A 12,658-nucleotide genomic window follows, 5' to 3' on the forward strand; every position below is an offset into this window, starting at 1 on the left:
ACTCAGGCAGCGTCGCGCCACTGCGCCATCAGGCGCTGCCACTTGACGTCGACCGCCTTGACCGCATGCTCCTTGACATGGCCATAGCCGCGGATTTCCTCGGGCAGGCGGGCGATCTCGACAGCCAGCGCCAGGCGCTCGCTGTTCAGCCCCTTGGCCAGCAGCGCCTCGATGCTGTCGCGGTAACGCTGGATCAGCGCGCGCTCCATCTTGCGCTCCTCGGTGTGACCGAAGATGTCCAGGGCCGTGCCGCGCAGGCCCTTCAGCCTGGCCAGCAGGCCGAAGGCCGGCCGTACCCAGCTGCCGAAGGGGCGCTTCACCAGATGCCCCTTGGCATCCTTCTTGGCCAGCAGCGGCGGCGCGAGGTGGTGGACGATCTTGTAGTCGCCCTCGAACTGCGACGCGATCTGCTGCACGAACTGCGGATCGGTATGCAGGCGCGCGACCTCGTACTCGTCCTTGTAGGCCATCAGCTTGAACAGCGACTTGGCCACCGCTTCGGTCAGGCGCGTCGAGTTCAGCGCGCCTTCAGCGGCCCGCACCTGATCGACGAAGGCCTTGTAGCGCTGCGCATAGGCGGCGTTCTGGTAGCCGGTGAGGAAGTCCACGCGCTTGGCAACGATCTCGTCCAGGCCCGGGCGCTTGACGATGTTGATCACCTGCTGCGCCGCGTAGAGGCTCTTCACCGCGGCCAGGTCGTGCGCGCATCGACGGCCCCACTCGAAGGCGGCCTTGTTGTTGTCGATCTGCACGCCGTTGAGCTCGATGGCACGCATCAGCGAGGCATGCGACAGCGGCACCCGGCCCTGCTGCCAGGCGAAGCCCAGCATCAGCGGGTTGGTGTAGATCGAGTCGCCCAGCAGCTTGACCGCCACCTCCTCGGCATCGAACTCGCCCAGGTGATCGGCCCCCACGGCCTGCGCCACCGCGCCTTCGCAGGCCGCGCCGGGGAAGCTCCAGTCACGGTTGTTCACCAGGCTAGCGGTGGGCGTGCCATGGGTGTTCAGCGCGACATAGGTGCGGCCCGGGCGCATCACCGCCAGTGTGGCCTTGTTGGCCGCGACGATGGCGTCGCAGGCGATCACCAGGTCGGCCTCGGCCGTGCCGACCTTGGTGCAGAAGATGTCCTGCTCGCGCTCGGCGATCTGGATATGGCTCCAGGTCGCGCCGCCCTTCTGGGCCAGGCCCGCCGCGTCCTGCGTGATCACGCCCTTGCCTTCCAGATGGGCAGCCATGCCCAGCAACTGGCCGATGGTGATCACGCCGGTGCCGCCGACGCCGGCGACGACGATGCCCCAGGCCTTGTCCGCCGCGGGGATGCGCGGCTGCGGCAGCGGCGCGAGGCTGGCGTCGAAGGGGCTGAGCGCCTTGTCCTTCTTGGGCTTTTTCAGCTGGCCGCCTTCGATGGTGACGAAGCTGGGGCAGAAACCCTTCACGCAGCTGAAGTCCTTGTTGCAGGTGCTCTGGTTGATGCGGCGCTTGCGACCGAACTCGGTTTCCAGCGGCTCCACCGACAGGCAGTTGCTCTGCACCGAGCAGTCGCCGCAGCCTTCGCAGACCAGTTCGTTGATGATCGTGCGCTTGGCGGGATCGACCAGCTTGCCGCGCTTGCGGCGGCGGCGCTTCTCGGTGGCGCAGGTCTGGTCGTAGATGATCACCGTGGTGCCGGGGATCTCGCGGAACTGGCGCTGGATGGTGTCGAGCTCGTCGCGGTGGTGCACCGTCACGCCGGACAGCAGCGCCACGCCCTTGTACTTCTCGGGCTCGTCGGTGACGATGACCAGCTTCTTCACGCCCTCGGCGGTGACGCTCTGCATGATCTGCAGCACCGTGTGCCCCTCGGCGCGCTCGCCGACCTGCTGGCCGCCGGTCATCGCGACGGCGTCGTTGTAGAGGATCTTGTAGGTGATGTTCACGCCGGCGGCGATGCTCTGGCGGATGGCCAGCAGACCGCTGTGGAAGTAGGTGCCGTCGCCCAGGTTGGCGAAGATGTGCTTCTCGCTGGTGAAGGGCTGCTGGCCCACCCAGGGCACGCCCTCGCCGCCCATCTGCGTGAAGGTGGAGGTGTTGCGCCCCGGCATCCAGCTGACCATGTAGTGGCAGCCGATGCCGGCCACGGCGCGCGAGCCCTCGGGCACGCGGGTGCTGGTGTTGTGCGGGCAGCCGCTGCAGAACCAGGGGGTACGGTCGGCACCTGCCGCTGCCCTGGCCTCTTCCTTCAGCGCCGCCTCGCGCGCCTCGATCAGCGCGATGCGCGCGTCCAGGCGCGCCTGCACGTCGGCGTCGACGCCCAGCTTCTTCAGCCGCTTGGCGATGGCGCGCGCGATGATCGCCGGCGTCAGGTCGGCCTGCGGACGCAGCAGCCAGTTGGCGCTGGGGTTGGGACGGCTCCACTCGCCGCCGCTGCCGTCGCCTTCTGCCTCGTCGAACTTGCCCAGCACATTCGGGCGCACGTCGGGCCGCCAGTTGTAGAGCTCTTCCTTGAGCTGGTACTCGATGATCTGGCGCTTCTCTTCGACGACGAGGATCTCCTGCAGGCCCTGCGCGAAGTCGCGCGTGATCGTCGCCTCCAGCGGCCACACCACATTGACCTTGTGCAGACGGATGCCCAGGCGGCTGCAGGTGGCCTCGTCCAGGCTCAGGTCGTGCAGCGCCTGGCGCGTGTCGTTCCAGGCCTTGCCGCTGGCGATGATGCCAAAGCGGTCGTTCGGACCGGCGATGACGTTGTGGTTCAGGCGGTTGGCACGCACATAGGCCAGTGCGGCGTACCACTTGTAGTCCATCATCCGCGCTTCCTGCTCCAGCGGCGGATCGGGCCAGCGGATGTGCAGACCGCCGGCGGGCATCTCGAAGTCCTCCGGCAGGATGATGTTCACCCGGTCCGGGTCGACGCTGACGCTGGCCGAGGATTCGACGATCTCCTGGATGGTCTTCATGCCCGACCACAGGCCGGAGAAGCGGCTCATCGCGAAAGCGTGCAGGCCCATGTCCAGGATGTCCTGCACGCTGCTCGGGAAGAACACCGGGAAGCCCACCGCCTTGAAGACGTGGTCGCTCTGGTGCGCCGCGGTGGAGCTCTTGGCGATATGGTCGTCGCCGGCCACCGCGATCACGCCGCCGTGCTTTGCAGTGCCGGCCATGTTCGCGTGCTTGAACACGTCGATGCAGCGGTCCACGCCGGGGCCCTTGCCGTACCAGATGCCGAACACGCCGTCGAAGCGCTTCTTCTCGGGGAACAGGTCCAGCTGCTGCGTGCCCCACACCGCGGTGGCGCCCAGTTCTTCGTTGACGCCGGGCTGGAAGACGATGTTCTGCGCGGCCAGGTGCTTCTTGGCCGCCTGCAGCGCCTGGTCGTAGCCGCCCAGCGGCGAGCCACGGTAGCCGCTGATGAAGCCGGCGGTGTTCAGTCCGGCGATCGCATCGCGCGTGCGCTGCAGCATGGGCAGACGCACCAGGGCCTGCACGCCGCTCATGAAGGCGCGGCCGCGCTCCAGCGCGTACTTGTCTTCCAGCGTGACCTTCTCCAGCGCGCGCAGGATGTGCTCGGGTAGCGGGGCATTCATGGGCTTGTCTCCAACCAGGCTGTCGGTCCGGGTCGCGCCGCTTGTGGCGCCACGCCCGGCCATGGCGATCTTGGCACGCGGCTCTCGCCGCCGCACTGGAGCAGCAGTGTAGAGAATGCATCGCGACGAGTGCTTTCTATCTGACGCCAAAATCCGTCGGTCAGCGCAATAATCTTTCCCGAAATAGCAATCCAGGCAAACAATGGCATCCAGAAATTCCGCTACAGGGAAAACCAGCAGCAGTGCCGACAGCGCCGATCCGGTGCTCGACGAGCCGCCGCACGGCGGCGGGCTGGACCGCTGGCACATCGCCATCCTGGCCGAGCTGCAGCGCGATGCGCGCCTGTCCAACGCGGAGCTGGCCGCGCGCATCGGCCTGTCCACCGCGCCGACCTGGCGGCGCGTGCGTTGGCTGGAGGAGCAGGGTTACATCACCGGCTACCGCGCCGAGATCGACCGCCGCAAGATCGGTCTGGGCGTGCTGGCCTTCGTGCGCCTGGATGCCGACCGCAATACCGGCGCCCACACCAAGGTGCTGGAGGATGCGATCCGCCGCCTGCCCGAGGTGATCTCCTGCCACTACATCTCCGGCGCCGGCACCTTCGAGCTGCAGGTGATGGCCACCGACCTCGACGCCTTCAGCCGCTTTTCCATCGACACGCTGCTGCACCTGCCCAATGTGAAGGACATCCACACCAGCTTCTCGCTGGGCGAGGTCAAGGCCGGCGGGGCACTGCCGCTGGCTCACCTGGCTGGCGCGGCGAGGAGCGGTGGCACCGCGGCCGATGCAACACCGGCGCGGCGCAGGCGTTGATCCCGGACGGCGGCAATGCGAGGATGAGCGCCGACAGTCCCACTTCCCGGCTCGCCGCTCCAGCCGTTTCATGAGCAAGCGCAAGCGCATCACACCCTACCGACTGGTGCTCGGCCTGGCACGACTTCTCACCGTGCTGGTCTTCCTCACCTTCGCACTGTATGTCGCCTCGGAGAAGCAGGTGGACCGCGTCAACGAGCGCCGGCTCGCCTCGCTGCTGGTCGCCGATGAGCTGCGCCACTCCTCCGACGACCTGACACGCACCGTGCGCAGCTACCTCGAGACCGGCCAGCCGGTCTACAAGCAGCAGTACCAGGCGATCATCGCGATCCGCGAGGGCAAGCAGCCGCGGCCAGCGCCGATCGGGGCCATCTATTGGGACCTGCTGCCCCTGCCCGATCTGCGACCCGAGCCGCCCAAGGAGCCCTTGTTGCCGCTGCTGGAGTACGCGCAGCGGCTCAGTCTCGAGGCGCAGGAGCTGCAGGAGTTCCGGCTCGCCAAGCAGCGCTCCGACGCGCTGGCGCAGATCGAGCAGGAGGCCATGGCAATGGCCGAGCGCCATGCGCCCGGACAGCTGCTGCGCGAGCAGGCCCGAGCCACGCTCTACGACGAGACTTACCAGTTGGCCAAGGCGCAGATCATGTCGCACATCGATGCCTTCCGCCGTCTGGTAGACGCGCGCAGTGCCGAAGAGCTGCGCGCGGCCGAATTGCGCGCCCGTGCACTCTGGGTGGTGATGCTGGGGCTGGGGCTGGGCCTGCTGGGCAATCTGGCCTATGGCCTGCACCTGCTGGGCCGCACGCTCGGTGCGGACGTCGGCACCATCGCCGCCACCATCGCCCGAATCGGCCGAGGCGAGTTCAAGCAGAGCATTGCGGTGCCGCCAGGGCGACAGGACAGCGTCATCGGCTGGCTGGCGCAGATGCTCGCCCGACTGCGCGAGGCCGAGACGGCGCAGGCCGAGATGCTGGCGCGCCAGCGCGACGAGCAGCAGCTGGCTGCGCTGCGCGCCGCGATGATGGAGCGGCTCAGCAGTTCGGCCACGCTGAACGAGGTGCTTGAGGACTATGCGCTGCAGATCGAAGCGGCCCTGCCTGGCGTGCTGTGCAGCATCCTGCTGCTCGACGAGGACGGCCAGCACCTGCGCATGGGCGCCGCGCCCAGCCTGCCGGCCGACTACAACGCGGCAATCGACGGCGTGCGCATCGGCCCGGCGGTCGGCTCCTGCGGCACGGCGGCCTACACGCGCCGGCGGGTCGTCGTCGAGCAGATCGCCACGCATCCCTACTGGGCCGACTACCGCGAGCTGGCCGCGAAGGCCGGGCTGGCCGCCTGCTGGTCGGAACCGATACGCTCCGGCGCCGATACCGTGCTGGGCAGCTTCGGCATCTATTCACGGCGAGCGGCCGGCCCGAGCGAGCACGAGATCGCGATCATCGAACTGGCCGGCAGCCTCACTGCGCTGGCCATCGAGCGCAAGCGCGCCGAGCTGCAGCTGCAGTTGCTGGCCAAGGTCTTCGAGCACGGCAGCGAACTGATCATGATCACCGACGCGCAGGCGCGCATCGTGCGCGTCAACCAGGCCTTCTCTGCGGTCACCGGCTTCAGCGAAGCCGAAGCGCTGGGGCGCAATCCCTCGATGCTGTCCTCGGGTCGGCACGGCAGCGACTTCTATCAGTGCATGTGGGAGAGCATAGACCGCAACGGGCACTGGTCGGGCGAGGTGATGAACCGCCGCAAGGACGGCAGCATCTATCCCGAGTGGCTGTCGATCAGCGTGCTCTACGACCCGCGCGGCGCGGTCAGCAACTATGTGGCCATAGGCACCGACATCACCCAGCGCAAGGCCGCCGAGGAACGCATACGCCAGCTGGCCGACTACGATGCCCTGACCGGCCTGCCCAACCGCCGCCTGTTGCAGGACCGCATCACCAAGGCGCTGCAGCATGCCCAGCGCCATCAGCAGCCGCTGGTGCTGATGTTCCTGGATCTGGATCGCTTCAAGAACGTCAACGACTCGCTGGGCCACCATGTCGGCGACCAGCTGCTGGTGGCGGTGGCGCAGCGCCTGGTGGCCGAGCTGCGCGAGGAGGACACGGTCAGCCGCATCGGCGGCGACGAGTTCGTGATCCTCTGCCCCGGCACCGACGCCGCCGGTGCCGCGCATGTGGCCAGCAAGCTGCTCGCCGCGTTGCAGACCCGGTTCGAGATCGACGCGCACGAGCTGGGCTTGAGCTGCTCGATCGGCATCGCCACCTACCCCGGCGACGGCGACAGCGACCAGGCACTGACCCGCGCCGCCGACACCGCGATGTACCGGGCCAAGAAGGCCGGGCGAGCCAACTTCTGCTACTACGCCGCCGAGATGCAGGCACAGACCGCGCGCATGCTGATGCTGGAGAACGCCCTGCGCCGCGCCCTGGAGGAAGGGCAGCTGCGCCTGGAGTACCAACCCCAGCTCGATCTGGCGGACGGGCGCTTGGTCGGCGTCGAGGCGCTGCTGCGCTGGACGCACCCGGAGCTGGGCGCGATCAGCCCGGCCGAGTTCATCCCGCTGGCCGAGGACAGCGGCCTCATCGTTCCCATCGGCGACTGGGTGCTGCGCAGCGCCTGCCAGCAGATGCGCGCCTGGCTGGACGCCGGACTGGGGCTGGCACATGTGGCGGTGAACCTCTCGCTGGTGCAGTTCCGCCAGCCGGGCCTGGCCGAACGCGTGGCCTATGTGCTGCAGGATTGCGGCATGGAGGCGCGACATCTGGAGCTGGAGATCACCGAGAGCGTGGCAATGAGCAATCCGCAACAGATGGCCGAGAGTCTGGGCCGGCTGCAGGCGCTGGGCGTGGCGATCGCCATCGACGACTTCGGCACCGGCTACTCCTCGATGGCGTATCTGAAGAAGTTCCGCCCGCAGCGGCTGAAGATCGACGGCAGCTTCGTGCGCGACCTGCAGAACGACGCCGACGACCGCGCCATCGTCGAAGCCATCGTCGCCCTGGGCCGCAGCCTGGGCTGCGCCACCATCGCCGAAGGCGTGGAGAGCGAGCCTCAGCTCGAGCTGCTGCGGCGCCTGGGCTGCGCGGCGGCGCAGGGTTATCTGTTCAGCCGCCCCCTGACGCCCGCCGCGCTGGAGTCCTTCGCCCGTGATCGGCAACGCGAGCCGGCACGGCGGGCCTGAAGCCATGCAGCAGCCCGCCGCCTTGCCGCCGCGACGCGGCGCCACGCTGCGCCGTTGCGCCGCAGTGCTGCTCCTCGGCTTGACGCTGAACAGCGCCGCGCTGGCCTTCAGCGACAGCCGCAGCGCCGAGATCGCCAGCTGCCTGCCGGGCGAGCTGCAGACCTGGGGCGACGGGCGCGACCGGCCGTCAGAGCGCGCGGCTTGGCGCTTCGTCTACCGACATGAGGGCGCGCCCGCCTGGTTCGGCGCCCCTCAGGTGATGGCGGTGCTGGAACGCGCGGCGCGCGCCTGGGCGCCCTGCGGCGTGCCGGTGCAGGTGCTGGACGAGACAAGCGCGCGCCGCACCACCGCCGACCCCGCCCAGGGCGTGGTGCAGGTGCTGTGGAGCGACACCGCCGTGCGCGGCAACTTCGCTGCCGCCAACCTGAGCCGGCAACTGCTGGCGCTGAGCCCGGCGATGTTCGCGCTGCTGCGCCAGCGCAACCCGCAATACCCGGCACAGGAGACCTTGCAGATGGCCGTGTCGCACGAGATGGGTCATTTCCTCGGCCTGATGGCGCATTCGCGCCGCTGCGTGGACGTGATGTCCTATTACGACGATGGCAAGGGCGGCCGCTGCAGCCTGCGCGACCCGGCGGCGTTGAAGGCCCATGTGGAGTACCGACACAGCCTGCCCACCGCCTGCGACATCCAGCGCTGCCGCGCCGCCAACCGGCTGGCGCCTTGAGCCGCACCGGGTGCACCGCCAGCCCCGGAGCACCGCAAGCGGCCGCATGCGACGACGCGTATCCTTGCCAATCATGAAGCGCCGCCTGCTCCTTTGTCTTCCCCCCTTGCTGCCCCTGCTGCTGCCGCTGCGCGCACACGCGCAGCCGGCATTGCCCCAGCGCAATCTCTGGGTCGAGCTGCGATGGGTGGAGAGCCGGGTCAGCGGCGCGGCGATGGCCGGCGTGGGCGACGGCGCGGTGGTACTGGGCACCGGCGGCTCCTACTCACCGCGGGGTCAGGTCGTGCTGGGCACCGGCCGGCAGGAGGGCGCAATCCAGACCCTGCCAAGACTGCTGGTACTCAACGGCCGCAGCGCCAGCGTGCAGATCAGCGAGAGCCGACCGGTGCAGTGGGTGGATTACGGCGTCGAAGTGCCCGCGGATGCGCGCGGCGTACCGCCGACGGCCGGCGCCCGTGTCTATGCGGTGCCCCGCAGCGGGCAGGTGATGCAGCTGCGCGGCTTCAATCTCAGCCTGTGCTGGACCGGCGGTCAAGCCCCGGTGCTGGTCGAGCTGCGCAGCACGACCGGCCAGGATGCAGCAAGCGCCGAGCTGTACTCCACCGTGCAGCTGCCGCTGGGCCAGTGGCTGACCGTCGCGCGCAGCGGCGACACGCCTCAAGCAGCGCCGCGCGGCAGTCTCTCCACCCGGGATGCCGAGCCAAAACTGCAGCGCGAGTTGCAGCTGCGCGTCGAACTGGCGCCCTGAGACGCTCGCGTCCATCCCATGAACGGCAGGACTTCCGGAGCGGCCGAACTCGGACAAATTGACCCCAGTCAATCCAGGCGTTAGCGCCCCATGCGCAAATGTCGGTATCACGCAAGCTGGTGTTCGAGGCGCTCATGACAGAGAAAAGCAGTACCAAGAAGATCCTGATCATCCAGGGCCATCCCGACGCCACTGCCCCGCACCTCTGCCACCTGCTCGCCGAGGCCTATACGGCCGGCGCGGTCGCCGCTGGCCATGAGCTGCGGCAGGTGGATGTGGCGAGGCTGGAGTTCCCGCTGCTGCGCAGCAAGCAGGACTGGGAGCATGGCGTGCTGCCGGCCGGCCTGCTCGACGCACAGCAGGCGATCGCCTGGTGCGACCACATGGTGCTGTTCTTCCCCCTCTGGCTGGGCGAGATGCCGGCGCTGCTGAAAGGCTTTCTCGAGCAAGTGGCACGACCGGGATTCGCCTTCAGCGCCGAAGGCGGCAATCCGCTGGGGCGCAAGGCCCTGGGCGGACGCTCGGCGCAGGTGGTCGTCACCATGGGCATGCCGGCGCTCTTCTATCGCTACTTCTACCGCGCCCACAGCCTGAAGTCACTGGAGCGCAACATCCTCGGCTTCGTCGGCATCGCACCGATCCGGGAGACGCTGATCGGCGGTGTGGACTCGCTCGATCCGGACAAGCTCGACAAGTGGCTGGCGCGGCTGCGTGAGCTGGGGCTGCGCGGACGCTGATCGCGCCACCTCAGCTCGGCGTCGGCAGCAGCGGCCCAGCGGCAATAATCGGGCCCGCAACGACCACCCAAGCCCTCCCGCCGACACGATGAGCCTGCCGAACCTGAACCGCCGCCGCGCGAATGCCGCCTTGCTCGCCACTGCCGCCGCCGGTCTGGGCCTGCACGCGCCTGCGGCCCGCTCCGCCACGCCCAAGGACACGCTGGTGGTGGCGATGGCCTTCGACGACATCATCTCGCTGGACCCGGCCGAGGCCTTCGAGATCTCGGCCGGCGAGATGCTGGGCAATCTCTACGACCGCCTGCTGCGCCTGGACCCCAAGGACCCGTCCAAGCTGCAGCCCGATGTGGCCAAGAGCTGGAGCGTCGCCGCTGATGGCAAGACCTACACCTTCGAACTCAAGCCCGGGCTGAAGTTCGCCTCCGGCAACCCGATCACAGCCGAGGACGTGGCCTGGTCGCTGCAGCGCGCGGTGCTGCTGAACAAGACGCCCGCCTTCATCCTCAATCAGCTGGGCCTCATCAAGGACAAGGTGGCCGAGCGCGTCAAGGCCAGCGGCCCGCTGACGCTGGTGCTGCAGACCGATCGCGCGCTGGCACCGACGCTGGTGCTGAACTGCCTGAGTGCCAACGTCGCCGCGGTGCTCGACAAGAAACTGCTGCTGAGCAAGGAGAGCGGCGGCGACATGGGCCTGGCCTGGCTGAAGACGCGCTATGCCGGCTCCGGCCCCTACAAGCTGCGCGACTGGCGCGCCAACGAAATCCTGGCGCTGGAGCGCAACGAGCAGAGCGCGATCAAGGCGCCGTTGGCGCGCGTGGTCTATCGCCACGTGAAGGAGCCGGCCACGCAGCGCCTGCTGCTGGAAAAAGGCGACATCGACGTCGCGCGCAACCTCGGTCCGCAGGACATAGCCGCGCTGGCCGCCAACAAGGACATCCGCACGACCAGCACCGCGCAGGGCACGGTCTTCTATCTGTCCATGAACCTCAAGCACCCGGCCTTCGCCAAGCCCGAGGTGCGCGAAGCGATGAAGTACCTGGTGGACTACGCCGGCCTGGGCGGCACGCTGGTGCGCCACATCGGCCGTATGCACCAGAACTTCATGCCGGTGGGTCTGCTGGGCGCGTCCACCGAGCAGCCCTTCAAGCTCGACGTCGACAAGGCCAAGGCACTGCTCGCCAAGGCCGGCTATCCGAACGGCTTCAAGGCGTCGCTGGACATGCGCAGCGTGCAACCGGTGCTGGGCATCGCCGAGAGCTTCCAGCAGACCGCGCGCCGCGCCGGCGTGGAGATCGAGATCATCCCCGGCGACGGCAAGCAGACGCTGACCAAGTACCGCGCGCGCAAGCACGATATGTTCATCGGCCAGTGGGGCACCGACTACTGGGACCCGCACAGCAATGCCGACACCTTCGCGCGCAACCCCGACAACGGCGACGAAGCCAGTGCCAAGACCCTGGCCTGGCGCAACAGCTGGGACATCCCCGAGCTGACCAAGAAGACCGACGCCGCGATGCTGGAGCGCGACGCCAAGAAGCGCACCGCGCTGTACCAGGAGATCCAGGCCGAGTTCCGCAAGGCCAGCCCCTTCATCATGCTCTACCAGCAGACCGACGTGGCCGCCTACCGCGCCAATGTCGAGGGGCTATTGCTCGGCCCAACGGCGGACACCAGCTATCTGTTCACGGTGAGCAAGCGCTGATCGACCAGGCTCGTCTGCTCTCGTCCGCACTCGTGACCGCTTCTTCGTCTCCGCATTCCCTGCTGCCCTGGCTGCGCAGCCTGGGCGGCTTCATGCTGGTGCTGGCCTTCAGCTATCTGGGCCTGCTGGCAGTGACTTTCTTCATCGGCCGCGTGATCCCGGTGGACCCGGCGCTGGCGGTGCTCGGCGACCGCGCCAGCGAGGAGATGCTGCAGCAGCTGCGTGAGGAGCTGGGGCTGAACCTGCCGCTGTGGCAGCAGTTCGGCCGCTATCTCGCGCGCGTGCTGCAGGGCGACCTGGGCGTCTCGCTGCTCAGCGCCAATCCGGTGCTGGACGACATCCGGCGCGTCTTCCCCGCCACCTTCGAGCTGGCCACGGTGGGCATCGTCATCGGCGCCGGCCTGGGCGTGCCGCTGGGCGTGTGGGCGGCGGTGCGGCGTGGCGGTCTGGTGGACCAGCTGCTGCGCATCATCGGCCTGATCGGCTACTCGGTGCCGATCTTCTGGCTGGGCCTGATGGCGCTGCTGGTGTTCTATGCGCGACTGGACTGGGTGGCCGGCCCCGGCCGCATCGACATCGCCTTCGAATACAGCGTCACGCCGGTCACCGGGCTGCTGCTCGTCGATGCGGCGCTGGCAGGCGAGTGGGAGGCCTTTCGCAATGCCTTCGCGCATCTGGCGCTGCCCGGCGCGCTCTTGGGCTATTTCTCGCTGGCCTACATCAGCCGCATGACGCGCTCCTTCATGCTGGCCGAGCTGAGCCAGGAATACATCGTCGCGGCGCGCGCCAAAGGCCTGTCGGAGGCGCGCATCATCTGGCGCCACGCGCTGCGCAATGCCGCGGTGCCGCTCGTCACGGTGATCGCGCTGAGCTATGCCGGCCTGCTGGAAGGCTCGGTGCTGACCGAGACCGTGTTCGCCTGGCCGGGGCTGGGTCTCTACATCACCAACGCGCTGCAGAACGCCGACATGAACGCGGTGCTGGGCGGCACGCTGGTGGTGGGCTCGATCTTCATCGCGCTGAATCTGCTGTCGGACCTGCTGTACCGGCTGCTGGACCCGAGGACCCGCGCCCGATGACGGCCCACCCCCTACGCGCTTCGCGCACCCCCTCAAGGGGGCAAGCCCGCAGGCCCGGCAAAGCCGGATCCTCGGGCTTCGCCAGGTCCCCTGCCACGAAGCCTGCCCGGTGA

Annotated in this window: 8 protein-coding genes; 7 read left to right on the plus strand and 1 reads right to left on the minus strand. The window is 68.5% G+C overall.

Translation table 11 applies throughout. The annotated features are described in order from the left end of the window. Positions 1 to 2: 2 nt before the first annotated feature. Positions 3 to 3,563 (minus strand): indolepyruvate ferredoxin oxidoreductase family protein, encoded by a 3,561-nt coding sequence (locus AC2EBS_RS12775; protein WP_484728805.1) that lies wholly within the window; start codon positions 3,561 to 3,563, stop codon positions 3 to 5. A gap of 202 nt (positions 3,564 to 3,765) precedes the next feature. Here AC2EBS_RS12775 and AC2EBS_RS12780 point away from each other — a divergent pair, with 202 nt between their 5' ends. The 7 genes from AC2EBS_RS12780 to AC2EBS_RS12810 all read left to right on the plus strand — a co-directional run bounded on the left by AC2EBS_RS12780 (position 3,766) and on the right by AC2EBS_RS12810 (position 12,545). Beyond that, the gene (locus AC2EBS_RS12780; protein ID WP_484728806.1) at positions 3,766 to 4,377 is read left to right on the plus strand and encodes an Lrp/AsnC family transcriptional regulator; all 612 of its coding nucleotides are present in this window, start codon (positions 3,766 to 3,768) and stop codon (positions 4,375 to 4,377) included. Between the two features lie 70 nt (positions 4,378 to 4,447). Then, positions 4,448 to 7,552 (plus strand): putative bifunctional diguanylate cyclase/phosphodiesterase, encoded by a 3,105-nt coding sequence (locus AC2EBS_RS12785; RefSeq protein WP_484728807.1) that lies wholly within the window; start codon positions 4,448 to 4,450, stop codon positions 7,550 to 7,552. Positions 7,553 to 7,556: 4 nt separating this feature from the next. Then, positions 7,557 to 8,279: a hypothetical protein gene (locus tag AC2EBS_RS12790; protein ID WP_484728808.1), complete on the plus strand. Its 723-nt coding sequence runs from the start codon at positions 7,557 to 7,559 to the stop codon at positions 8,277 to 8,279. A 106-nt stretch (positions 8,280 to 8,385) separates the two neighbouring features. Beyond that, positions 8,386 to 9,027, plus strand: a complete 642-nt coding sequence (locus tag AC2EBS_RS12795; protein WP_484728809.1) for a hypothetical protein — start codon at positions 8,386 to 8,388, stop codon at positions 9,025 to 9,027. A 134-nt stretch (positions 9,028 to 9,161) separates the two neighbouring features. Beyond that, on the plus strand, positions 9,162 to 9,764 hold the full coding sequence (locus tag AC2EBS_RS12800) for an NAD(P)H-dependent oxidoreductase (RefSeq protein ID WP_484728810.1): 603 nt from the start codon (positions 9,162 to 9,164) through the stop codon (positions 9,762 to 9,764). An 88-nt stretch (positions 9,765 to 9,852) separates the two neighbouring features. Then, positions 9,853 to 11,466, plus strand: a complete 1,614-nt coding sequence (locus tag AC2EBS_RS12805) for an ABC transporter substrate-binding protein (RefSeq protein WP_484728811.1) — start codon at positions 9,853 to 9,855, stop codon at positions 11,464 to 11,466. Positions 11,467 to 11,558: 92 nt separating this feature from the next. Then, entirely contained in the window at positions 11,559 to 12,545 is a 987-nt protein-coding gene (locus tag AC2EBS_RS12810) for an ABC transporter permease (protein WP_484729133.1), read from the plus strand. Positions 12,546 to 12,658 lie beyond the last annotated feature (113 nt).

Source organism: Roseateles sp. T103 (assembly GCF_057219915.1).